Genomic DNA, 23,761 nt, shown 5'->3' with positions numbered 1-23,761 from the left:
TGCAGTTCCTCGTGCAAAGCAAAGTCAGGCTTACTTTTTCTGTGCTTATTCTTTTCCTTACTCAACTGTTTACTTTCGTTAGATTTTGTTTCAAACGTTTTGTAATAGACCTCAATATTTCTATCACATTCTGCTATTTTTTCTTGATAAATATTATATAGTTCAAATTCTTGCTTTAGCGTGAATACATGTTCCTCTCTATAATCGCCAGCTAACGCTTTTGCTATAGTAGACTGATCATTTTTTATTCGTGCATCCCTGAATTGAGCCAATTTCCCAGAATCTCTTTCGCCTTTAATTATAGCCTTGATAATTTTCATACCAGTTACTTCTGTTATATCTCTTATAACTCTATGCAGTTGTATATTCATTTGAATTAATGCCTTCTGCATACGCAGAACATGTGTAGATGCACTTTCAGTGAGGTTCTTACGTTGTCGCACGTAACTACGCAATACACACATCTGGCTATCTGGCCTAAATGACCCTTGGAGTAATCCATAACTATGTAGTTGTTGTAACCACTGACAGTCCTGAACATCTGACTTTCTCCCAGGTACATTTTTTACATGTCGCGCATTTACCAACTTAACTTCAAAACCGTAAGATTCCAGTATTTGAAACAAAGGAATCCAATATACACCAGTTGATTCCATCGCTACGGTTGTAACTTTACACTTTTTTAACCACCTTGCTAAATTATGAAGGTCTTCAGTGAAGCAGCCAAATTTTTGAACACGTTGCTCATCTCTTCTCTCGGGTATACATACATAATGTACAGCCGAACCAACATCTATCCCTGCTGCATCAGGATTCATTACCTCTAATTTACTTTTTGTCATTGTAATTGACCTCCTATAACTTATAATGAAGAAGTATTTAAGCTTGGGACGGTTAGATTATACAATCTTCTAATCGAGGTAGTTGTAATAGACTCCATCAGTGGTTTAACCGTTCCTCCAAAACCATGCTCCCAAACGGGCACTCTAGCACCATTGAGCGTTCCGGTTATAACTGCAAAAATACTTCTTAATAAATTATATTTAAAAATTGTTATAGCACTGGATAAAATAGTTTCTTTCAGGTTTAACAAGATTTTTCCTTGTTCGATGCTCCTAAACGAATACACTGTAGAAGGAGGAGTTTCTTCTCCCAAAGCTACACATTAAACCTAAAGTGCATTATATCGCCATCTTGCACGATATAATCTCTGCCTTCAAAGCGAATTTTTCCTGCGTCTTTGCAAGCTGATTCACTTCCATATTTTATATAGTCTGCAAAGCTTATTGTCTCTGCTTTTATAAAGCCTTTTTCAAAATCAGTGTGAATTACACCTGCTGCTTTGTCAGCTGTTGATCCTATTTTTACTGGCCATGCCCGTGCTTCTTTGGGGCCCACAGTAAAGAAAGTTATCATACTCAGCACTTCATACATAATATGCGCTACTCCATCAAGACCTGATTCTTGTAAGCCAAATTCTGACAAGAAACTCTGTTTTTCCTCTTCACTATCAAGATTTGCAATATCTGCTTCAAGTTTTGCTGAAATGCAATAAAATTTGCTTTTATTTTCCTCCGCCATTCTCTCTACCTTTTTAGATAATTCATTGCCAGTTATAACATTTGTATCTTCAACATTGCAAACGTACATAACGGGCTTTGTTGTCAGCAATTGAAGCAACTTCATCTCATCTCCATCGATATTCTCCAAACTTCTTGCAGATTTACCTAATTTTAAAGTAGCTAATACCTCTTGCATTAATTCAAGTTGTCTCTTTAGCTCTTTATCACCTTGCTTTGCTTTCTTTTCCAATTGAGAAAGCCTTTTTTCTATGCTATCAATATCAGCTAGGATTAATTCCATTTCCACTACTTCAGCATCTGATATTGGATCTATTTTACTGTGTACATAGCTGATATCGTCATCCGTAAAGCACCTGAGCAGATGAACGATGGCATCAACTTCTCTGATATGGCTTAAAAATTTATTACCGAGCCCTTCACCTTTGCTCGCACCCTTTACCAGGCCTGCAATATCCACAACTTCTAATTGGTTATAGATTGTCTTCTCTGAACCGGCAATTGCTGCGATTTGTTTCAAGCGCTGATCTTTTATCGAAATCCTGCCTATATTTGGCTCGATTGTACAAAAAGGGTAGTTCGCAGCTTCAGCTACACTTGACTCTGTAAGTGCATTAAATAAGGTTGATTTTCCTATGTTTGGTAACCCAACTATACCACAGTTAAAGCTCATATTTGCTATTTAAAGCCATAATTATTGCATAATTTAAAAATTTCTGCTATACTTAATTAGTCGCTTATTAACAATTTTGTTGGTATAGTAACATATAGCTTAAATTAAGGTAAAAGTTATGTTTGAATCTAGGAAACGGAAGCTACTAAGTGATTTTCATGATGTTAAGAGTGAAGTAACTTCTTTAAATAGTAATTCTTACCCTGACAATTTCCATATAGGACAAGCAATTGGTAATGGAAGCTGTTTTTTTGACTCGTTTAGACAAAGTTTAGAGCAACAAAAGGGGATAGAAGTTACTGTCGAGCAGTTACGAGAAAACTGCAAGGAATTTGCACAAAACAATCCGCCAGAATGGTTTGTACATTCTATTGCTAACAGTTACGATAATGATGGCCAGCACCATAGTGAAACTATAGATGATTATACAGCAAACATTATGCGTAACGATAGATGGGGCGGTCCTGAAGTTGAAGGCAGAATACTTTGTGAGAAGTATGATGTAAAATTGCATGTTATAGAGAACCAGACTGTTGATAACCAAGATCTGTCTTTGCATCAATTAATAGATGATTCAGGTTCAAAAAGTACAGGTGAAGTTGATTATGACGACAGTAGTGTTTTGCATGTAATAAACAAAGGCCATGCTCATTTCGAGCCATTGCTTGATAGGAAAAAAAGTTTAGCAAAACAAGAGCAAAAAAACTTCAAATAGACGAGATCTTGGAATATTGTAACCTTTCAAAGGATATCTCTGAGAGAGCAGAGGTTGAGAAGAGATTTGATGAGTTATTGGCAGAAAATGCTGATGGAAAAATTTGTGATGTTGTAGAACAGTGCGTTAGTGATATAAAGCAGCACATAGGGCGTTCTGAAGAGCAAAACCCTTCAAGTTTACTAAGTTCAAGATGTGGTACGGAATCGATGGCAGAACAACCATTTCATCCACAACAAATACTTGTAGAATAAATTTTCATAGCCCTGTATATTTTTATATAGGGCTTTTTGCTTGCATTTCATATAATATGAACTGCAGCATATACTAACTAAATGCAAGTTGACCATGAGACTAGTTTAATTATCGATGCCATAGAGGAATTTGGTGGTGAGGCTAGGCTTGTCGGCGGGTGTGTGAGAGACTCAATTTTGCAGCGTGACGTTCGCGACATTGACCTCGCTACCAATCTTCTGCCTGATCAAGCAATTAAAGCGTTAAAACTCCGTAATATAAAAACTATTCCAACTGGCTTAAAACATGGAACTATCACTGCAATCTTAAATCAGAGGTCTTTTGAAATTACAACACTAAGACATGATGTGAAATGTGATGGCAGGCATGCGAAAGTAGAATTTACTAATAATTGGCAAACAGATGCTTCAAGGCGTGACTTTACATTTAACGCTCTATATGCAGATAAGCATGGCCATATATATGATTACTTTGGTGGTATAGAGGACTTAAAGGCGCGAAGGTTAAACTTTATAGGCAACGCTGAAGATAGAATTAAAGAAGACTATCTACGTATTTTAAGAGCATTTCGTTTTCATGCAAAAATATGTATCGGAGATTTGAGTGATGAAATACTAAGCGTATGCAAAAAGCATTCGCATATGATCCAAAACCTCTCTGGAGAGAGAATAAGAGATGAAATACTTAAATTGCTGGAGTGCAATGATCCTTTTCCAACACTTAAGAGCATGCAAGAATCTAATGTTTTGCAAAAGATTATCCCAAAAGAAGTAAAATGCGAAATTCTGTCTTCGTCACTTCTTTTCGGCATTGATGCGCTAGTAAAATTAGCGTTACTCCTTAGGACCACCAAAAATGACAGGCTAAGTCTTGGAGAATATGTAAGCAAGTTTCTACGTCTTTCGAACAAGCAAAAGAAAAAGCTGTCGTTTTTACTATCCAACAATATCAAAATAGAACTCTCAGAAAAAGAGCAAAAAAAATACATATCTTTGTTTAGTAGAGAATTATATTGTGATTTAGTGAAAATTTGTGGTGTTGAGTCTGGAGAAAATATTGATAAATACATTTCGTTTGCTAACACATTCAATATTCCAAAATTTCCTTTATCTGGCGATGATTTAATAAGTATAGGTCACCAGCCAGGAAAAAGTTTAGGTAGGAGCTTGGAGTTGCTAAAACAACATTGGGAAGACAGCTCCTACACTTTAACAAAAGAGGAGCTGGTGCTTTATGGTAAGGGTCTACTTTAGTCTACTCCCTGAGCATTCAATAAATGTACGCTTACAGTATTAGCATGACCCATCGAGGAATTAGGTGTGTATTCTTTTGATAAAAATTTATCTCTTATGCTTGATGTCAGTTTTAACTCTTGAATCTTATCTAAAAAAAATCTCATTCTAGCTTCTACTAGCTCTTTCACAACATTTTTTTTAAGTAAATTTCCTGAGTTATTATTATTATTATTTTCGCTATTAAAGCTGTGCAAGATAGAGTTTACAATCTTATTTACCCCTTCTTTTTGTTTGAATTCTTTTACGCATTTTCTAACAGGAAGTGACAACTTGGTTTTTAACGTGTCATCTTGTAGTTCTTTACCTACATTTTTTCCAATGTTCCAATGTTTATTGACAACTTCTTTAACCTTGGCTTCTATGATCTCCCTTGCGGATTGTTTCAAATTACTTTCTAATAATTCAAGCAGCTTACTGCTTTCAAATTTGCCATCATCTTGATTTGATAGAGACTTTATAGTTTCATTAAGCACGTTATAGCAAAAGTGTTTTTCTTTAAATTCAGGAAAACCTTTTTTTAACTCCTCGTTTTTCCCAGATAAAAAGTTATTGAGACCCTTATCCCTAGAAAACTTATTGGGCAAGTTTTGTAATTTTGAAAGAGTTGATTCAGTAGTTGATTTTGCAGTAGATACTGTACTCACTGCACCTACCTTTTTAGCCAATTGACCTTCTTTTGCTTCCTGTAGTTTCTTAGTGTCAGCTTTCAATTGACCTTCTAAATCAATCTCCAATTGTTGTTTAGATTCTTGAACACTTTGTAATTGCTTCCCCAAGTTCTCCATTTCACCCAATTGAGCAGTCAATGTATTCACACTTAATCGTAGAGCTTCGTTTTCATGACCTAAGTCACTGACTTTATTTTCTAATTCAGTATTTTTGTTTTTAGCCTGCCGCAATTTATCAGTCCGTGATTTAAGTAAAGCCACTAATTTACTAGCTTGCCATTGTTGATTCAATTCAATTAATTTATCCTCCTTGTCCTTTAACCTACTCTTAAGTTCTATTATTTGTGCTTGCAGACTTTCATTATCTTTCCTAGTAGCTTCAATTTCGTTTCCTTCGCCTGCATCTTCTGTAAGTCCCTTATAACTCTTTTCAAGTCCTTCAATTGCAGATCGTAATTCTCTATTTTCTCCTTTTAAGGAAGCATTTTGTAAACGTTCAAGTTCTAATTCCTGACTTATGCCCTCCAGCTGTTCTTTTAATGCTTCATCATCTTCCTCTGTTATCAATGCTACTCCATCAGTCTGAACCCCTCCATCTTTGTTTATCACTACACTTTGGCTCTCTTTCTCTACAACTTCAGGTTTTAAGTCAACTTGAACACTTCCATCTATTGTCTTAAAAGCATCAGTTTGAACTTCATTGTTTGCAGTAGTTTTATCGTAGTACAAAATATTTTCTGCCCATCTGTTCCATCTCTTGGGGAATATTCGTCCAATCGTTTTTAGATATAACCAAGCAAATACAGTAGACCAGCTGTATTTTTTTTCCTTTCGTTTAATATTAATTTTATAATTAACTTTATCATTAATATTTAGCATAAAATTACCTTATTTTTTAACTTTAATTTACAGAAAATTTTAATAGTAATAAAGTTATATATATTAGTATAAATGTTAAATAAATACTAACGCAGGTATCAAATTATGGTAAAGTCTTTGCCCGCCTAATGCACTTTAAGCAGAAATGTACATGTCTGCAAGTACAGCATTTGCTTTTTCTATCGCTCTTGCTAATATTTCCTGTTCATTGTTCTGATTTTTCACATTGATTACCTGAGCAGCTAAGTTTGCAGGAAAAGTGACTAAACTGACTTCCCATAATTCTACTTGTTTTAATATTCTTGCCCCGCTTTCATGATCAATGTCATATTTTATAGGTATATAGCCGATGGAAAGTCCATTGATTACTCCAGTTTTGAGCATTAAGTACGCTTCCTCTGCTTTTTGGATGCCCAAAAGTAAGTGTGCGGTTATATACAGGCCAACATCATTTTCGCAAATATCTATAATATTACCTATAGGTTCACCTAGATTGTGCTGCCAAAGGAATTTTATTTTATTTCTGTTTAAATTTTCCTTAAATGCTCCGGGTAAGATCAGGTCATTTTGTTTATCAACTATATTAAAAACGCTAGCATAACCAGAAAATACACCGTTTTCTCCTATGCTTTTTATTGACAATGGTGAATAGAGAAATTTCTTATTCATAAAGCCTCCTGTAGTATTGGAAATTTTGTTTGCACAATGCACTGCAATGTCAAATCTATTATATGCAGTTCTCTAAAAAGGGGAAGCACTTTTCTTAGTTACTGAAAACGCTAACTGGAATCCAGATTGGACACTGGGTTATAAAATTCTACGTCATACCGCCGCGGTATCTCTTAGCCGCTAACTCGTAGCGGTATGATGATTTTTCAAATCGTCAAGGTGTCATCCAAGTAGCCTTCTTTTCCTGTCATCCAAGTGCTTGACACTGGGATCCAGAAGACGTAATTTCAACCAAGTGGCTGCATAATAAAGGCTGGATTCCAGTGCCAAGCACTGGAATAACACCTCTCTTGGGCTCTTTTAGCTATAAATATTTAAGAAATTTACCAAACGAAAAAAAAGGCAAAAGAAGCCCTAGTCATTGTCTATTTTCAGTATTGGCGTTTTTTAAGTCTTAAACACTGCAATTTAGCTGCTTTTAAATGCAACTAACCTTAGCTTTAATATTTAAGAAATTTACTAAGCAGAAAAAAAGGCAAAAGAAACCCCGTGTTAGCTAGTTGTCACTCTCTAATCCTGCAAATTGGCGTACTATACTGTCTTAAACGACTTATAAGCGCGTTTCAGCTTATATAGGTAAAAACCCAGAAATGTTGTGAAGACATAAGGTGCACATAGTGCAAAAAATTAAAAATAAGATGCCAACTACGTTGTTTTCTTGCTGTTTAATCTGCACAGATGAAGATAACTGAATAGCTTCACTTTCATGATAAGGGGGCTGGCGGGGTTTGTCAAGTAAGTTTTTAGCCCTGTCTCCTTGCTATAATGTTCATATCGATAGAAAAGCAAAAGAATAGAATGAAATATCAAGCGATATCCTCTATAATCAAATTTTTTTGAATGAAGAGATGACGATTCGTGTAGGAATTAATGGTCTGGGTAGAATAGGCAGAGGCATATTGCGTGCTATTTTCGAAATAGAAGAATATAGCAAACAAATAGAAGTTGTAGCTGTGAATGGATCGCTCAGTGCAAAGCAGCATGCACATTTGATTAAATATGATTCTGTTCATGGCAAATTCAGTGGTGATATTGACTTTAAAGAGTCTCAAAATTGGCTATCTATAAATGGCAAAAAGTTTTCTTTATATAGAGAACGGAGCCCTGAAAATATTCCTTGGAATGTTGATGTAATACTTGAATGTACTGGTGCATTTAACAAGCATGAAGAAGCAACAAGGCACAATGCAGAGAAAGTGATTGTCTCTGCTCCAGTTCCAGATGCTGATGTAACTATAGTTTATGGTGTGAATAATGATATGCTCAAAAAAGAGCATAAAGTAATATCAGCAGGTTCTTGCACTACAAATTGCCTTGCTCCGATTGTGAAAGTCCTACACTCTAATCTAGGTATAAAAAGCGGTTTTATGACTACTATACATGCCTATACGAATGATCAAAATATCCTTGATGGTAATCATAAAGATTTGCGTAGAGCAAGAGCTTGCGGATTATCTATGGTACCAACTACAACCGGGGCAGCAAAAACAATCGGTTCTGTAATTCCTGAATTAAAGGGAAAGCTAGATGGCACTGCTATCAGAGTTCCAGTTAGCAATGTTTCTATGGTTGATTTTAAATTTATAGCTGATAAGAAAGCAACGGCTGAAGCAATAAATGAAATGTTTAAAAATCAAGACTCTTCCGTATTTTCTATATGCACAGAGCCTTTAGTTTCAATAGATTTTGTGCATAACCCTTATAGTGCAATTGTGGATTTAACGGGTACGTATGTTACAGGTGATATATGCAGGGTTGCAGCATGGTATGACAATGAGTGGGCTTTTTCACTGAGAATGTTAGATATAGCACTATTGTGCTGGAGTAGAGCATGAATGGAAAATACGCTTCATTTTATGAGCACTTTGCAGAACTCAGAAAAAGAGTTATCTTTTGCTTCCTGTTTTTTCTCATTGCTTTTGGTTTTTGCTACTACTTTAAAGAAAGTATATACCGTTTTTTACTTGCACCTTTGATAGAAGTCACAAAAGATAGCGATGATTTTTCTTTAATTTACACAGACTTAACAGAAGCGTTTTTTGTGTATCTTAAAGTTGCGGTAATGAGTGCACTTTTATTTTCTTTCCCTGTATTTGCATGGCAATTCTATATGTTTTTAGCACCTGGGCTATATAAAAGTGAAAGGGCAGTGTTGTTACCATATTTGATTGCAACACCTGTTTTATTTGTAACGGGAGCCGCTGTAGTCTATTACTATATATTTCCTTTAGCCTGGAAGTTTTTTATCAATTTCGAACACAGTGGTAAATCCTTCGATATACCGATAGAGTTTATGCCGTCAGTTAGCGAATATTTAGACCTTGTTCTCCAATTTATGTTTGCATTTGGCACTGCATTTCAAATTCCAGTCATACTCACATTGATGGTGAGAGTAGGGTTACTCACTACACAAAATTTGTCAAATAAACGCAGAATCGCGATAGTAGTAATTTTTATTATCGCTGCAATCTTAACTCCACCTGATGTGTTAAGCCAAGTAGGGCTTGCAATACCAATGCTAATGCTATATGAATTGTCCATTTTGATATGTAGGTATATTGAGAGGAAAGCAAAAAATTCTGATAAATAAAAAGCCATTATAGCTGTCATTCCAAGAAAATTACATAATATACATTATGGAAAATAAAATTACATAACATAAGAAGCAACGCTAAAAATAAAATCACATAATATAGCAAACTATAGCTAACCCAAGAAAGGTTTTCCTACGTCATACCGCCGCGGTATCTCTCAGCCGCTAACAAGTAGCGGAATGACGGTTTTTCAAATTGTCGCAAGTCAGTTTAGCTATATAAACATAGTATAAAAAGAGCTATTTTAGCAAAATTTCAAACAAATAAAGTTCATTAGCCTCACAATTGGCACTTTACAAGTTAACGAATTATTATAACTTCTACCAAGATAATAATATAGTAAGGTTTGGTAGTGAGGTATCAAATGGGAGAATACACCAACGCATGGTCTGATAAGAAGACTTACCTAAGTAATCACGATTGTGCAAACGATGGCACTTGTGGACAATCTATAAGGGATTTTAGGATTGGTAATTCTGACATTTCTTTCTACGATAACTATGGAAGAACGATCGCACAGATACCTAAGTTGCCTAACGAAAACTCTATTACATACTATAATAATTTATATAAAACTGCACAATCAAAAAACTTTGGTGAGAATACAAAATACGTAAGATTACAAGATGTACTGCCTAATCAATTTAATTTTGAACACGGAAAGTTGAATTGCGTAATACATTATGACAATGTATCGCAACAAGAGCAGGAGCAAATGAAGCTCGATATTAAAAATGCTTATGAAGCATATAAAGCAAAGTTTTGTATTGCTAGTAATATTCAAGTTACTGTGCATACCTATATTTTTAATAATGAAGATGATTATAGGAGCTATGGCACTTTGGTTCCTGGGTTTTCATGGAGTCAATCTTCGCTCAATATTTCTGGTGGGATGACGAACGGAAAAAGCGTATTGCTCTATAAAGACGCTTATACGGACAACGTTTTAGCCCATGAATTTGGTCATGTATTTCAAAAGAAGCTTTCTGAAGCAAAAGCAAAGGAGTTAGACGATACAAATAATCAGCTGATGGCAAATGCAATTGGACTTGAGGTAGAAGAAAAAAAATTATAAAGCTATTTGCAAGCAGATGGGTGTAGATGAATATAAAAACCATGGATGGATATTTAGTTTTAAATACAAAGGTACAACTGCTAGTATATACCGCAAGGGCCTTTCAGAAGAAGAAAAATTTCAAATTATACAACGTGTCAAGAATTCTGGACTAGACGAATATAAAGACAATGGATGGATGTTTAGTTTTAAATACAAAGGTACAACTGCTAGTATATACCGCAAGGACCTTTCAGAAGAAGAAAGGTTTCAAATTATCAAAGACATTAAGAACTCTTATGAATCGCTCGTTAGTGAATGTGATGGATTGGGAAATGAGAATACAGCTTTATCGATTTACTTTGATGAAAATAAGGAAATAAGTCGAATGTTTTTTCGTAATCCAGACAAGAATATATCAAAATGGTTAGATAAGACACTCATAAGCAGAAGTAAGCCTGAACAAGATGTGGATGACACAGCAGGAAAAGAGCCTGAACCAGAATCAGCCGAAGAGGATACTCAGCAACCTAGTAATTTCTTATCCAATATTTTTTCAGCAATTAAATCCGTTATTGATTCTATCTCATCATTCTTTTCATGGTTATTTGGGTCTAAAGAGGAAAAATCTGATGACAATCTTTCTTTGTTTAAGCTTGATGCTAATGAGTTAGGTCACGATGTTAGAGACCACTTATCAGACAATTATAATCATTACAACTCATCTGATGGGCTAATGTAATATAGCTAATTTACAACCACTCCCCTACCCTTTTTAGTTGTTCAGCAAATATAGAGAGGTTAAAGGGAGTGGTATTACTTAAATAATTAGATAAAAAATTAGGTGGATCATTCTGAAATTCTTGCATTTTTGGTCATATCGAACCAAATTTCTTTTTCACACCACCTTTTAAGCCACTGATGTTAGTTTTTGTCATAATGCGATCAAACACTCCCAATAACCTCTTTAATAGGCTTGGAGTTAGCGAAGAGATAGGGTTAACGGATACACTACTGTTTTTGTCATCACCACTTGCTTTATAGTCTATTGAAACGATTCCCCTACTTTTCCCGCCAGTAAGAAGTTTTCCAATTATAGGAATTTTTAACAAAGATTTATTAATTGAATATGCTGGTATTACCTGTCCTTCAACTTGGAATTTATAATTTCTAATGTCGAGCTTACCGCTAGTGCTAATGCCTAATTCCGCCCCTTCAAGCCAAGATTCTTCAACTTCAACAGAGCCATCTTTGTATGAGAAAGGTACATTGCATTTATAAAAGTATACACCTTCATCCTTTATAGCATTTACAATACCAGGAAGCGAAGACATCGATAATAAAGTAGTGAGTAGTGGAGCATCTTTGATATAAAAATTACTAATAGATAACATGCCATAATGTTCTTCATTTTCTCTTTGAAGAGATAGATAAAGAGAAAGTTTACCATTTTTGAATGATTTACTAACGCCTAAGGAACGCGAAAGTATACCTGCATTATCCGCATATATTTCGAGCCCTATTCCACTGTATTCCGCTAGTATGTTGCTGCTATCTTCTAGAAACTGTCCTGTAAATTGACTTCCATTGCAATTACCTTTAGTACAGGTTACATTCAGCTTAGCATTTTTGATAACGATGCCTTCTTTCATAATTACATTGTCAACATTCATACTAATTTCTATATCTTTGTTTAATCCATTATTGTTTTTGCCAAGCAAGCCTAAAATATCACTCAAATTGATTTTCTCACCATAAATAGTTATGGCATTTTTTTCCTTACTTGATTCAATTTCTATACTAAAATCATTATCAGGCAATTTAAAACTACTAGAATTTAAATATAAATTTCCATTTCCTACTCTTCCGCTGAATTTTATATCTAGGTCATTTCCTATAACATCTAATCTGTCTATTAACAATTCATCGGCACCTTTTAATTTTACAGAGAACAAAACTTTATTGTGATCTTCAAAACGATTTTTCCACCCAAAATAACTTGAATGTGATTCAAGCTCTGATAAATCCATATTACTATTAACATGTCCCGTCTTATCTTGATTTATCACCGATTCTATATTTGTATTGACATAGCCACCTATATTTTCATCAAAATCAAGTATTTGAGCAGGTAAATCTCCGGTCAAATTCCAGGCGAAACTTTCATTCCTATTGCTACTTTTCAGGTCAAATAATAGCTGTGTGTTATTCACCATACCACTACCATTTAAATCTATAAAGTCACTGCCAAAACTAAGCTTAATGTCATATTTACCAAGACTTGCATTATAGACGGCCAAATTGTCAATTTCAGAATGAAAATTTGCTGAGAAGTCTACTTTGTTGTCATCAGCATTTAGATTAAAAATGCGAAAATTAAATACAGATTTTGCCATTCCACTTACTTTATCCCTTTCAATCTTCACCACATCATCCAGCTTAAATCTTATAGGCTCATATAAACCATACGCATCACTTACAGCTTGGCCATTAATGGTTAGAACTGAATTTTCCTTATTGAGAGATTTCATTTCAATATCACCACCATTAATAGTGAAATTCTGAAACTTAGCGCTATTTACAGTAATCTTAAGATCGTTATTCTTGATAATCAAATCACCCTTTAGTTCCTTTACTTGCTCAAAATCTTCATCAAATTTTACGCTACCATTTTCTATATCAGCAACAATTACAATGTCTGACAGATCGTCATTAACCAAATTGTTAATTTTGCCATTGAAACTTACAATGGTATTTGAAACATCCCCATTAATATTATCACAATACCAGCTTTTAGATTTACTATTCACTACACCATCTGATACATAAGTACATAAATCCTTTGCAGCAAACTTGCTAATATTAATTCTAAGCAAAGCATGACTTGTACTAAAGTTCATCTTGCCTATTAAAGAGAGATACGTGTCATTTAACTTAAAATGGAAGTTTTTTACACTAATAATTCCATCACTATATGTTAAATTTATATTTACATTAGTTAAGGCCAAATTTTTGTTCAAATAATTTTCTGTATTCAATACGTATATATTTCCATCTACAATTTCATCCTTTTTATTAATTTTTACTGAGAAGCTTCCTTTGAATCCTATATTTTTGTCCAAATTGTAGCTTTTAACTAATGTAGAAAACTCGCTCAATAGTCCCAATTTTAGATTATAAAATGTCCCGTATACATTTAGCAAGTTGTTGCGATTTTTTATTGTAATTGATAAATCATCCAAAAATCCCTTTCCATCTTTTGTATTCACATGAATATCTAAAACATTAAAATCTTCCCCCTTCCCTATATATAATTTATCAATAAAAAATTCATCTTCTGTGCTTTTATCAATAGCGATGTTAGTAAATTCAATTTTTGAATCCGCATTTAAGTCAAAAAAAAATTCCCTTATTGTTTTTAATAGATTTTTTGCACTGCTTTCTGTCATCTTGAAATTCTTCCCTGTTATCCCAGCACTCGTCCTTGTCATCCCAGTGCTTGACACTGAGATCCAGGTTTCTTTTTTTCTAGATTCCAGCGTCACGCGCTGGAATGACACCGAAGGAAGGTGGTTATCACTTAAATAATGATTATCCAAAAGGTCTAATGAGTTTTGCGGATTAGCATTAGTTTCTTCTCTCTTGATACATACATGCACATTATCAGCTGAAACCTGAGAGAGATTTGTACTAGCTTTAAATAAGGAACTTAACTTAAAATGTACAAAAAGCTCAGGAACTTTTATAGTAAAATTAGGGTTTGCTATTGCCAAATCTGTAATGACTAAATACGGATTTTTGCCATCTTTCTGCCAAACAACTGAGGTATTCTCCATATTAACGCTTGAGCCAACAAATATTTTTGATATTTTATGTTTAACATAAAAATTAATATAATTAATATTGATTTCTAAAGGCTTTAAAAAAATAAAGAAGCACAATATGAACAATAAAACTACGGAAAATAATATAATAATTTTTTTAAGCATCGATTATTGCTTTTCTTGCTAAACTATCAGCCTCCTCATTATATTTATTGCCACTGTGTGCTTTAACCCACTTCCAATCAATTTCGTGTTGTGAAGCAACGTTGTCTAGCTCTTTCCACAATTCCATATTTTTTACTGATTTTTTATTACTTGTTTTCCAGCCATTCACTTTCCACTTATTTATCCACTCTGTTATGCCATGCTTAATATAAACACTATCCGTATATAAATTAATATTACAAGAAAATTTTAACGCTTTCAGCCCATTGATCACCGCTGTTAACTCCATTTTATTGTTTGTGGTATTTTCTTCTCTACCATAAATGTCTTTTCTATAATCTTGAAATAATATGATAGCTGCCCATCCTCCCGCTCCAGGATTACCAGAACACGCCCCATCCGTGTATATTATCACTTCCTTTTTGCTCATCTTTAACTGTAATGAATTAATAAAGTATATAGTTGCTTCTATGAAAGCACAATTTCTAAAGATAGTTTAAGCTGCACCTTTAAATTTTATTATAGAAACAAAAAAAAGTGTGACAACGAGCATTACCAAAAGGAAAAGTAAAAAATAGTTTTTATGCTTCTGCCGTTCTTTCATAACTAAAATAAATCAATAGAACAAAAAATAATACTGGCGAATAGGAAAAATAGATAAGAAATTGAATAAGAAAACATTTGTTTCTGTGAGTTGTGGTTCTTGAATCTGAGAATTGATATAGCGTACCAAATAAAGATGCAACCTGCAAAAATTGCTATGCTTAGATAAAGTAAAGCCTTTTTCAAAAATAGAGCTGGAAGCAAGCTGGTTAATACCAGCAACACACTATAAATTAATATATATTTTCTTGTTTTTTCCGGACCATAAACAATATTGAACATTGGAATCGATGCACTTGCATAGTCTTCAGACTTATTTAAAGATAGGGCCCAAAAGTGTGGTGGAGTCCACATAAAAATTACTAAAAATAAAATGAAACTTTCCCAACTGACAGAATTAGTCACAACTGCCCAGCCAATCATTGGAGGAAAAGCACCCGCTGTACCACCGATAACGATATTCTGCGGAGTACGCCTTTTTAGCCAAATTGTATATACGAAAACGTAAAATAATATGCTAACTGCAAGCAAAGCAGCAGAAATATAGTTTACTGCTATTGCCATGATAAATACTGACAATATTCCAAGAGTTATACCAAATTCAAGCGCACTTTCTGCAAGAACTCTGCCTGAGGGTATAGGGCGGTTTTTTGTCCTTTTCATGAGTAGATCTATGTCTCTGTCATACCACATATTTATAGCACCTGCAGATCCTGAGCCAAGAGCAACACATATAAGAGATATTAGTGCTAGAAAAGGGTGCATACTACCTGGTGCAGTAACCATACCAGCAGCTGCAGTAAATACCACAAGATACATTATCCTTGGCTTCAGCAAACGCCAAAAATCCAGTATTGTTGATTCAACATTTAGCGAAACACTTGTGTACATTCTATTTTACCACTGGTGGCTTTTCGAAAGTATGAAAAGGTGGTGGTGAAGATACCGTCCATTCCAAGGTGTCACCTTCCCAAGGATTATCTCCAGCTTTTTTGCCCCATTTAAAGAGATGTATAACTATAAACACAAAAAACATAACTGAAACAAAGGACATATATGAGCCAATTGAGGATATATAATTCCAAGGGATAAACGCATCAGGATAATCAGGTATACGCCTTGGCATGCCAGCTAATCCTAAGAAATGTTGAGGTAAAAAAGTGATATTGGTACTAATAAAAGTAAGCCAAAAGTGGATTTGACCTAAGCGCTCATTATATTGTTTACCCGACATTTTACCAATCCAATAATAAAAGCCAGCAAAAGCTCCAAATAATGCAGCAAGTGACATGACATAATGGAAGTGAGCAACAACATAGTAGGTATCATGCAGAAGCTTATCTATTCCACCATGAGAAAGAATTATTCCCGTTATGCCACCGCCAACAAACATGAAAATAAAACCTAGTGCAAATAGCATAGGGATCTTAAACTCAATTGCTCCACCCCACATAGTTGCAATCCAGCTAAAGACTTTTACACCAGTTATAACACCGATAAAAATTGTGGTAGTGCTAAAAAATGCAGCAGCGTCAGCACTAAGCCCAACAGTGAACATATGATGAGCCCAAACCATAAAGCCAAATACTGCTATACCTATCATTGCATAAACCATCCCTATGTAACCAAATACAGGTCTGTGAGAAAAAGTTGATACAACCTGACTTATGATGCCGAATGCAGGAAAAATAATTACGTAAACTTCTGGATGACCAAAAAACCAAAATAGATGTTGAAATAACACAGGATCTCCGCCACCGGCAGGATCAAAAAAGGAAGTACCAACATTGCGATCAGTAAGAAGCATAGTTATAGCACCGGCAAGCACTGGTAAAGCAACAATCAACATAAATGCTGTTAGCAGGACAGACCAAACAAACAGTGGCATCTTAGTTAATGACATGCCTTTTGCGCGCATGTTAAATATAGTAACTATAAAGTTGATCGCCCCAACAATTGACGACATACCAGCAACATGAAGTGCAAGTATAGCCACGTCAACTCCTGCACTTGGATGGGACATTACCTGTGATAAAGGTGGATATAAAGTCCAACCTGTACCTGGACCTTCACCAATAAACACTGAGAGAATGAGCAAAATAAAAGATGACACTAATAACCAAAAACTTAAATTATTCATACGAGGAAATGCCATATCTGGTGCGCCAATCATGAGAGGTACAAACCAGTTACCAAATCCTCCCATGAGGGCTGGCATTATCATAAAAAACACCATTATCAACGCATGCCCTGTAACCATTACGTTATATAATTGATAATTATTGTTAAGTATATTAATGTGCATTAGCTGAGTGCGAATAATCACCGATAATAATCCACCAATAACTCCAGCTAATATGGAAAAAATAATGTACAGTGTCCCTATGTCTTTATGATTAGTGGAAAACAACCAACGCTTTATGCCCTTTGGTACGTCACTCATATCTATACTCCAAATTTAACTCACTAATTTTCTATTTTCAATCCACTTATTAAAATCTTCTTTGCTTACTGCTTCAACAACAATTGGCATAAATCCATGGCCTTGACCACACAATTCATAGCATTGCCCGTAATAAACACCAGACTTTTTGATATTAAACCACGCCTCATTCAGCCTACCTGGTATCGCATCAATTTTTACACCGAAAGCCGGTACTCCCCAGCTGTGTATCACGTCTCCTGCTGTAACTTGTAAACGAACGTTAGTATTAATGGGTAAAACGATGTTGTTATCAACAGAGAATAGCTTTAAATCTCCTTCGATAAAGTCTTCTTTTCCCTTAATATAACTATCAAATGACACACCTTGATATTCTGGATATTGGTAACTCCAATACCATTGATGGCCAATAACTTTCAGTGTTATATCAGCTTTCGGTATTTCTTCCTGTAGCTTCAGTAATTTAGCGTTTTCAAAGGCTAATATACCAACAATAATCGTTGGTATAACAAACCAAACAATTTCTAAAAGGACATTGTGGTTAGTTTGGCTTACGTTTGCCACTTTGCTTTTGCGAAAGCGAAATACTACATAAGCAAGCAGCGCCCACACAAAAAGCATTATTGCAACCATCACAACCATTACAAACGAATGTGACCTAACTACAGCCTCCATTACTTCAGTTGCAGGAGCAGGAAATCCAAATTGCCAGGAAGTAGGAGCAGAGGCAACAGATATATTTGAGTAAAATATTATCAATAGTGCAAATAACTTCACCATATCTTTTGTTTGTTTGCTATAAAACTAAATGATATACTGTATAATAGTATATATAAACTTACTATGCAAATAGAGATTAGTGATGGTTAATAATTTTTTAGCATTCAACAAGTATAATAGTACAATACTAATTTGAGTAAAAAAGCATTTACATAAATCTATTGTAAGTAAAAATATTATAATATTTTAAATTAAGTATTTACTTTAAGTGAATTCTATAATAAGTTTAATAGTGTCTGTTACTGCTAATAACCCTCTAGCTTCACACCTAAAAGCAGTAACAGACACTATTAAACTTTATGACAAGTTTATAATTTGCAAGATCAAAATCTTACAAGTTCCTTTATTTTATTATACATTACAGTTTGTTAATTAACTTTTAATGCCTATGGTAGCATTACAGCTTGGGCCAAAAGTTTATGCATTATAGAAAATAATTATAAAAAACACACTATATTTGTATACCATACAAACTTTTTTCATTCTGCATAGCTAAGTTACTAGATTCTGTAAACGAAATCTTTAGAGAAGCCAAATGGGCAAAGTTTCATGAAGGTCTTTCGCCAAAACAAGGCAAAATACGCTAAAATTCCTGATTTGACAAAAAAAATATTCAATTATGGACGTTTTATAAATATGTTCATCTTCTCTCCTATTACATTTTTGCCCACAGAACCTAGAAAATTTTGGAATTTATATGCATAATTAGACAAGTAGTTTTTAACACATAACTCAGAAGACGGCATGGTGTATGTTGCAAAGAGTTAGGGAATCATGGACAATTGAAAATGTTATGTTTCTAGGAGAAATAGGAATCGACAATGATTATGGAGATTATTAGGTTTAGCTTATGAAAGTGCTAGGCATTCTGCCGGTAAATATGTTAAACAACAAGCAAGCACTGATGGAGTTGAAAGTTTTTGGGTTGTTCTAAAGCATGGTACATTTCATCACTTCAGTGTTAAATATTTAAATCGCTATGTAGATGAATTTTCAACCGGCATAATACGTTTACATGGACTTTAATAAATGTTTTAACACATATGGTCCAAAGTTCGGAAAAGGACCACATATTTTGAGCCAACTATATGAATGAAAAGAAAGTTAAAATAAATGCTTCTTTTAACGAATTAATGCTTGCTAGTGTAGGGAAAAAACCAAATAAAGAAAAAGAAACAAATAAAGTTGTTTTGCCTGTAAAGTCTCCTCTTCGTTATCCTGGCGGTAAGAGTCGTGCTGTTTCCCAAATCATTAATGAATATATTCCAAAAGGGTTACCTACGCTTTGCTCTCCTTCTATAGGCGGAGGATCAATAGAGTTAGCGTTAGCCAGCATAGGAACAAAAGTTTATGGTTATGACGCCTTTGAGCCATTAGTAAGATTTTGGCAGGTGCTTTTAAAAGATGCTTCTTACCTTGCAGAAGTGGTGCGGAAGTATCAAAATATGACATCCATCATGTCTTATAACTTACAAAAAACATTTTTCACCTTGAAAGATAGAGTTAAAATTGCTGCAGCATTTTTTGCATTAAGTCGCTCATCTTTCAGCGGTACAACATTGTCGGGCGGTATGTCCCCAGGACACCCACGTTTTACACCAAGTTCAATAGAAAGATTGGCAAAGTTCTCAATTAAAAATCTTACTGTGAATTCAGCTGACTTTAAAAAAAGTATTCCTAAACACGCAAATGATTTTTTATATTGTGATTCTCCCTATCTAATTGATTAAAAACTATATGGAAAAAGAGGTGATCAACACACAGATTTTGATCATAAAGGACTTGCCAAACTTTTAGCGACTCGTGATGGATGGATTTTGTCGTACAATGATTGCGAAGAAATACGGGATATGTATACAGGGTATCGTATTATTACACCCAAGTGGACTTATGGGATGGGTAACTCTAAAAAATCAAATGAGGTTTTAATCTTGAGCAAAGACTATAGGAAGATAGCATGAAGCAAAACATAAACGGAAAGGCGTTTGAGTATACATTAGCTATAGCGTTTTATCAAATAACAAAAGCAAAGATTCAAGAAAATTCTTCTTTTGAGGTAGCTAAAAATTGCTATAGAAGTTTAGAAGATTTACATCAATATATATTAGAAAAAGCCTCCAGTGAGGCAGCAACGTTTTTGCAAGCGCATGATGCTAGAGTAACAAATGCACGTTCTATTTTGCTTCAAGATGACGGTGTTGGAATACAGGGTGATGTTCGAGATATTGTGATTGAAATCCCTAAAGGTCAAATTGGAATTTCAGCTAAATACAATCATGCTGCAATAAAACATTCTCGACTTTCAGATAAAATTGATTTTGGTAAAGAATGGACAGATCATCCATGTGGCGAAAAATATTTTAAAGCCTGTATTTATACAATTAAGAGAAATGCGTGCTCAGAATATGCTATTTAGAGATATTCAAGGAAAAGAAACAAGAATTTATTTGCCGGTTTTAACAGCGTTTGAGGATGAGCTTAAACGGCTATGTGAAAGTTTTAGAGGTGTATTTGTTGAAAAATTTTTCAGATATTTACTTGGGCGTCATGATTTTTATAAGATTATGTTAAAAACAGCATGTAAAAGAAAAACAGTCTCTTTGCAGTCCGTCAATATTGGCGGCACATTAGAATACGGTTCAAAATAGAAAATACCTGAAAGAATAAGAGTAATAGAAAGAAAGTCTGGCTCGTCAAGTACAATAGAAGTAATGTTTGAGGGTGGATGGACTATTTCTTTTAGGCTTCATAATGCAAGTAGCAAAACAGAGCCTTCTTTAAAATTCGATATTCAATTTATAGGGATTGCAAGTAGTGTAGGGCTACATGTTATTGATATTGTCTAACTATATACCTAAATTTTATTACGGCACTTTCACTACTACTTTAACGAGTGAGCTACCTTTCTATAAAAGACCTATCGACTGTTGCAATTATAGGCGTAAACAAGAATGATAAAAGAGTACGGGATTGAGTAACTATGTACACTTCTGCTGGCATACCAGGGTATAGGTATACATTTTTAAATTGAGCAAGCTCTGACTTTGGTATCACTACACGCACTGAATAATAACGCCCTAGTCTTGAATCATCAAGAGCATCAGGAGAAATATGGCTTACTATACCACTAATTAAACTTAAACGACGTGCACTATAAGCACTCAGCCGGACTTTAACCTTTAGCCCTTCTAGCCCATCAATAGAGACTATGTTGCTATCTTTCTTTTGTGCTGACAGTACCTCTTCTATGTTTCTAGTTTGAATTTTAGCATCTATTATTAAGTCATCATCCGATGGCACTACGCTCATGATTGGAACTCCAGATTGTATAACACCACCTTCAGTATGGTATCTTATATCTGTGACTATCCCATCTTGAGGCGATTTAATTATTGTACGTGCTAATGAATCTTCAGCAACCATCAGCCTCTCTTTCAAGTCTGCAATAGACGTACTAACTTCCTTAAGTTCAGCGTTTGCCCTTTCTTGAGAATCATTTCTCACGTTTATAATTTCTAATTCGTTCTCTCCAATTTTTTGCTGCACTTGAGATATTGCAGAACGGCAATGTCCAACTCTGCCTTCAATTTCAGCAAACTGTTTTTCTAAAGCTAAAATGTGTGGTTTGCTTATATGGCCACTATCAAGTAATTGTCTTTTTGTTTCCAACTCCTCAGTTATCAAGTCGTATTGCTTATGAGCTGCATTTAGTTGAAAGTTTAGCCCCGCTAATTCATCATTTAACTGCTTTATACGTTGTTGCAGTATGTCTGTTTTTCCCAATATGCTCTTTCTCTGAGAGTTGAACAACTTTACTTGATTCTTTATCGCTTTATTTACAAGTTCATCGTGAGATAATTTTTTAACCTCATCAGGAAACTCGAGCGTGTCTAAATCTCCTCTGATTGCAACAAGCCTTGCTTCTGTTGCTAAAAATGATAAGAGCTTCTCTTTGATAATACTTAAATTCGCCTTCTCGTTAACGTCACTCAACAAAACTAGAGGCTCATCTTTTTTAACTGCTTGGCTCTCTTTGACTAAAATTTTGCTTATTATTCCTCCGCCCAAGTGTTGAACTATTTTCCTATTTGAAGATACAATAACTTCTCCACTTGCATGCACCGCACCGTCAATTGGAGCTATAGCCGACCAAATACCACCTATCCCAAAAAAGATGAGTATTACTACCAGACCAAAAAATAGTGGTCCCCATGTTACTCTCAGAACTTCATTTACGTTATTACTTTCGCGTTTTAAAATAAAATTTATCACTACATCAATCAATGCAAACGTCTTATCCAAAAATTTTGGATACTTCTTCTTTTTATTTCTTGCTCCTTGCATATTTATATTATCACTATGGCCAATCAGGCCTGTCAAAGAAAATCCAGCGCTAAGCTTTTTCAACTTACTTATCATAATACTACTGTGAATTTGTGTTAACTCAAGATAACACACAAAAACAAAGAATCTATAATTTAGGCATTCCATTTAGACTGCAGAGCACCAGAATAAACTATTTAGTAACAATTCCTGCATCAACTATGTTTTTAAAATTTTTTGACGTTTAACTTTATTATAACTTTTCCTTTATTTTGTGAATATCTGAATTACTTATATTATGTAAGAAATCTATTGCCAAACAGTCAATATTCTGTTAGAAATTAAGATAATATAAAGTTATTATGTTTAAATTGGAAAGCAGAAAGTTCCTGATTACTGGCGCATCAGGCGGAATAGGGCAAGCAATTGTAAAAATTATGCACAAAGCCGGAGCAACTTTATGTATTTCTGGCACAAAAAAAGAAATGCTCGAAGAAGTTGCTAAACAATATGAAAAAAATATGCATATACTCCCTTGTGACTTATCAAACGCTGAGGAAGTAAATCAACTAGTAAATAGAGCAAGTGAGTTGATGGAAGGCTTTGACGGGCTTGTATGCAATGCGGGCATTACGCGAGACAGTTTATTATTGAGGATGACAGATGAAGCATGGCAAAAAGTAATTGATATTAACTTGAGTTCTACATTTAAGCTGAGTAGAGAAGCATGTAATAGACTAATTAAGAATAATTGGGGAAGAATTATAAATATTTCCTCAATAATAGGGCTGACAGGAAACGCCGGGCAAGCAAATTATGCAGCGTCTAAAGCTGGAATAATAGCTATGAGCAAATCTATAGCAAAAGAAGTTGCAAGTCGTAATATAACAGTAAATTGTATTGCTCCTGGGTTTATAGATACTAAAATGACTGAAGTTTTAAGTGAAGGACAAAAGGGAAAAATATTAGATAATATTCCAATGAAAAGAATGGGAACAGGGGAAGAAATAGCAGCAGGGGTCTTGTTTTTAGCAAGTGATGAAGCAAAATATATAACAGGGCATGTGCTTAACATTAATGGTGGGTTATTTATGTAGCAACACTTATGTATGGACAAATTATAATTTTTACTTTAAAATAAAAATATGTGTAGGTTTGCGTTTGCGTTAATTTATTATTTA

Annotated in this window: 20 protein-coding genes and 2 pseudogenes; 11 read left to right on the top strand and 11 right to left on the bottom strand. The window is 34.5% G+C overall.

Going from position 1 to position 23,761, the window contains the following annotated elements:
* The 3 genes from OZD70_RS03700 to ychF all read right to left on the bottom strand — a co-directional run.
* On the bottom strand, window positions 1–848 hold an 848-nt coding region (locus tag OZD70_RS03700), incomplete at its 3' end, for an IS110 family RNA-guided transposase (RefSeq protein ID WP_275020111.1).
* 14 nt (window positions 849–862) lie between these two features.
* Window positions 863–1,093, bottom strand: coding sequence for a hypothetical protein (locus OZD70_RS03695; RefSeq protein ID WP_275020106.1), 231 nt, complete (start codon window positions 1,091–1,093; stop codon window positions 863–865).
* Window positions 1,094–1,158: 65 nt separating this feature from the next.
* The gene (gene ychF / locus OZD70_RS03690) at window positions 1,159–2,253 is read right to left on the bottom strand and encodes a redox-regulated ATPase YchF (protein ID WP_275020988.1); all 1,095 of its coding nucleotides are present in this window, start codon (window positions 2,251–2,253) and stop codon (window positions 1,159–1,161) included.
* 118 nt (window positions 2,254–2,371) lie between these two features.
* Here ychF and OZD70_RS03685 point away from each other — a divergent pair, with 118 nt between their 5' ends.
* From OZD70_RS03685 to OZD70_RS03675, 3 genes are all read left to right on the top strand, one after another.
* Window positions 2,372–2,968 (top strand): OTU domain-containing protein, encoded by a 597-nt coding sequence (locus tag OZD70_RS03685; protein WP_275020987.1) that lies wholly within the window; start codon window positions 2,372–2,374, stop codon window positions 2,966–2,968.
* An 8-nt stretch (window positions 2,969–2,976) separates the two neighbouring features.
* The gene (locus OZD70_RS03680) at window positions 2,977–3,222 is read left to right on the top strand and encodes a hypothetical protein (protein ID WP_275020985.1); all 246 of its coding nucleotides are present in this window, start codon (window positions 2,977–2,979) and stop codon (window positions 3,220–3,222) included.
* Between the two features lie 81 nt (window positions 3,223–3,303).
* Complete coding sequence (locus OZD70_RS03675) at window positions 3,304–4,476, top strand: CCA tRNA nucleotidyltransferase (protein ID WP_275020983.1); 1,173 nt, start codon at window positions 3,304–3,306, stop codon at window positions 4,474–4,476.
* On the opposite strand, the gene OZD70_RS03670 is transcribed toward OZD70_RS03675, so the two are convergent.
* Together OZD70_RS03670 and OZD70_RS03665 are read right to left on the bottom strand one after the other, a co-directional pair.
* Entirely contained in the window at window positions 4,473–6,065 is a 1,593-nt protein-coding gene (locus OZD70_RS03670) for a coiled-coil domain-containing protein (protein WP_275020982.1), read from the bottom strand. The genes OZD70_RS03675 and OZD70_RS03670 overlap by 4 nt on opposite strands.
* A 135-nt stretch (window positions 6,066–6,200) precedes the next feature.
* The gene (locus OZD70_RS03665; protein WP_182182730.1) at window positions 6,201–6,734 is read right to left on the bottom strand and encodes an HK97 family phage prohead protease; all 534 of its coding nucleotides are present in this window, start codon (window positions 6,732–6,734) and stop codon (window positions 6,201–6,203) included.
* 908 nt (window positions 6,735–7,642) lie between these two features.
* Between OZD70_RS03665 and gap the strand changes: the two genes are divergently transcribed.
* The 4 genes from gap (at window position 7,643) to OZD70_RS03645 (ending at window position 11,184) form a co-directional block, all read left to right on the top strand.
* Window positions 7,643–8,629, top strand: a complete 987-nt coding sequence (gap, locus tag OZD70_RS03660) for a type I glyceraldehyde-3-phosphate dehydrogenase (protein ID WP_275020980.1) — start codon at window positions 7,643–7,645, stop codon at window positions 8,627–8,629.
* Window positions 8,626–9,384 (top strand): twin-arginine translocase subunit TatC, encoded by a 759-nt coding sequence (gene tatC, locus OZD70_RS03655; protein ID WP_275020978.1) that lies wholly within the window; start codon window positions 8,626–8,628, stop codon window positions 9,382–9,384. Before gap ends, tatC begins: the two co-directional genes overlap by 4 nt.
* 368 nt (window positions 9,385–9,752) lie before the next feature.
* The gene (locus OZD70_RS03650) at window positions 9,753–10,463 is read left to right on the top strand and encodes a hypothetical protein (protein ID WP_275020976.1); all 711 of its coding nucleotides are present in this window, start codon (window positions 9,753–9,755) and stop codon (window positions 10,461–10,463) included.
* Between the two features lie 16 nt (window positions 10,464–10,479).
* Window positions 10,480–11,184, top strand: coding sequence for a hypothetical protein (locus OZD70_RS03645; protein ID WP_275020974.1), 705 nt, complete (start codon window positions 10,480–10,482; stop codon window positions 11,182–11,184).
* A gap of 133 nt (window positions 11,185–11,317) precedes the next feature.
* Here OZD70_RS03645 and OZD70_RS03640 read toward each other — a convergent pair whose 3' ends face one another.
* The 5 genes from OZD70_RS03640 to coxB form a co-directional block, all read right to left on the bottom strand.
* Entirely contained in the window at window positions 11,318–14,431 is a 3,114-nt protein-coding gene (locus tag OZD70_RS03640) for a YhdP family protein (RefSeq protein ID WP_275020973.1), read from the bottom strand.
* Entirely contained in the window at window positions 14,424–14,861 is a 438-nt protein-coding gene (gene rnhA, locus OZD70_RS03635; RefSeq protein WP_275020972.1) for a ribonuclease HI, read from the bottom strand. The genes OZD70_RS03640 and rnhA overlap by 8 nt, the downstream gene beginning before the upstream one ends.
* Before the next feature lie 176 nt (window positions 14,862–15,037).
* Window positions 15,038–15,925: a heme o synthase gene (locus tag OZD70_RS03630; protein ID WP_182182740.1), complete on the bottom strand. Its 888-nt coding sequence runs from the start codon at window positions 15,923–15,925 to the stop codon at window positions 15,038–15,040.
* A gap of 1 nt (window position 15,926) precedes the next feature.
* Window positions 15,927–17,477: a cytochrome c oxidase subunit I gene (ctaD, locus tag OZD70_RS03625; RefSeq protein WP_275020971.1), complete on the bottom strand. Its 1,551-nt coding sequence runs from the start codon at window positions 17,475–17,477 to the stop codon at window positions 15,927–15,929.
* 15 nt (window positions 17,478–17,492) lie between these two features.
* Window positions 17,493–18,257, bottom strand: coding sequence for a cytochrome c oxidase subunit II (coxB, locus tag OZD70_RS03620; protein WP_182182743.1), 765 nt, complete (start codon window positions 18,255–18,257; stop codon window positions 17,493–17,495).
* A gap of 855 nt (window positions 18,258–19,112) precedes the next feature.
* On the opposite strand from coxB, the pseudogene OZD70_RS06000 reads away from it, so the two are divergent.
* The 3 genes and pseudogenes from OZD70_RS06000 to OZD70_RS03610 form a co-directional block, all read left to right on the top strand.
* A pseudogene (locus tag OZD70_RS06000) lies at window positions 19,113–19,283 on the top strand (transposase); the annotation flags it as partial.
* A gap of 62 nt (window positions 19,284–19,345) precedes the next feature.
* Window positions 19,346–19,987 (top strand): DNA adenine methylase, encoded by a 642-nt coding sequence (locus tag OZD70_RS03615; protein ID WP_275020969.1) that lies wholly within the window; start codon window positions 19,346–19,348, stop codon window positions 19,985–19,987.
* Window positions 19,988–20,214: 227 nt separating this feature from the next.
* Window positions 20,215–21,103 (top strand): annotated as a pseudogene (locus OZD70_RS03610) (HaeIII family restriction endonuclease).
* 52 nt (window positions 21,104–21,155) lie between these two features.
* On the opposite strand, the gene OZD70_RS03605 reads toward OZD70_RS03610, so the two are convergent.
* Window positions 21,156–22,676 carry an HlyD family type I secretion periplasmic adaptor subunit gene (locus tag OZD70_RS03605; RefSeq protein ID WP_275020966.1) on the bottom strand — a complete coding sequence of 507 codons (1,521 nt, stop codon included), beginning with the start codon at window positions 22,674–22,676 and terminating at the stop codon, window positions 21,156–21,158.
* Between the two features lie 266 nt (window positions 22,677–22,942).
* Between OZD70_RS03605 and fabG the strand changes: the two genes are divergently transcribed.
* Window positions 22,943–23,677 carry a 3-oxoacyl-[acyl-carrier-protein] reductase gene (gene fabG, locus OZD70_RS03600; RefSeq protein WP_275020964.1) on the top strand — a complete coding sequence of 245 codons (735 nt, stop codon included), beginning with the start codon at window positions 22,943–22,945 and terminating at the stop codon, window positions 23,675–23,677.
* The last annotated feature ends 84 nt before the right edge of the window (window positions 23,678–23,761 follow it).

Source organism: Wolbachia endosymbiont of Drosophila tsacasi (genome assembly GCF_028982115.1).
In the GTDB taxonomy this organism is placed as follows: Bacteria; Pseudomonadota; Alphaproteobacteria; order Rickettsiales; family Anaplasmataceae; genus Wolbachia; species Wolbachia pipientis_B.
The sequence above is the reverse complement of the archived record's forward strand: the minus strand, read 5'-3'. Positions and strand labels throughout refer to the sequence as shown.

Excerpts from the sequence above, each read along its gene's own strand:
- ychF (WP_275020988.1), bottom strand. The coding sequence starts at position 2,253 with ATGAGCTTTAACTGTGGTATAGTTGGGTTACCAAACATAGGAAAATCA.
- OZD70_RS03685 (WP_275020987.1), top strand. The coding sequence starts at position 2,372 with ATGTTTGAATCTAGGAAACGGAAGCTACTAAGTGATTTTCATGATGTT.
- OZD70_RS03675 (WP_275020983.1), top strand. The coding sequence starts at position 3,304 with ATGCAAGTTGACCATGAGACTAGTTTAATTATCGATGCCATAGAGGAA.
- OZD70_RS03670 (WP_275020982.1), bottom strand. The coding sequence starts at position 6,065 with ATGCTAAATATTAATGATAAAGTTAATTATAAAATTAATATTAAACGA.
- OZD70_RS03665 (WP_182182730.1), bottom strand. The coding sequence starts at position 6,734 with ATGAATAAGAAATTTCTCTATTCACCATTGTCAATAAAAAGCATAGGA.
- gap (WP_275020980.1), top strand. The coding sequence starts at position 7,643 with ATGACGATTCGTGTAGGAATTAATGGTCTGGGTAGAATAGGCAGAGGC.
- tatC (WP_275020978.1), top strand. The coding sequence starts at position 8,626 with ATGAATGGAAAATACGCTTCATTTTATGAGCACTTTGCAGAACTCAGA.
- OZD70_RS03650 (WP_275020976.1), top strand. The coding sequence starts at position 9,753 with ATGGGAGAATACACCAACGCATGGTCTGATAAGAAGACTTACCTAAGT.
- OZD70_RS03645 (WP_275020974.1), top strand. The coding sequence starts at position 10,480 with ATGGGTGTAGATGAATATAAAAACCATGGATGGATATTTAGTTTTAAA.
- OZD70_RS03640 (WP_275020973.1), bottom strand. The coding sequence starts at position 14,431 with ATGCTTAAAAAAATTATTATATTATTTTCCGTAGTTTTATTGTTCATA.
- rnhA (WP_275020972.1), bottom strand. The coding sequence starts at position 14,861 with ATGAGCAAAAAGGAAGTGATAATATACACGGATGGGGCGTGTTCTGGT.
- OZD70_RS03630 (WP_182182740.1), bottom strand. The coding sequence starts at position 15,925 with ATGTACACAAGTGTTTCGCTAAATGTTGAATCAACAATACTGGATTTT.
- ctaD (WP_275020971.1), bottom strand. The coding sequence starts at position 17,477 with ATGAGTGACGTACCAAAGGGCATAAAGCGTTGGTTGTTTTCCACTAAT.
- coxB (WP_182182743.1), bottom strand. The coding sequence starts at position 18,257 with ATGGTGAAGTTATTTGCACTATTGATAATATTTTACTCAAATATATCT.
- OZD70_RS03615 (WP_275020969.1), top strand. The coding sequence starts at position 19,346 with ATGAATGAAAAGAAAGTTAAAATAAATGCTTCTTTTAACGAATTAATG.
- OZD70_RS03605 (WP_275020966.1), bottom strand. The coding sequence starts at position 22,676 with ATGATAAGTAAGTTGAAAAAGCTTAGCGCTGGATTTTCTTTGACAGGC.
- fabG (WP_275020964.1), top strand. The coding sequence starts at position 22,943 with ATGTTTAAATTGGAAAGCAGAAAGTTCCTGATTACTGGCGCATCAGGC.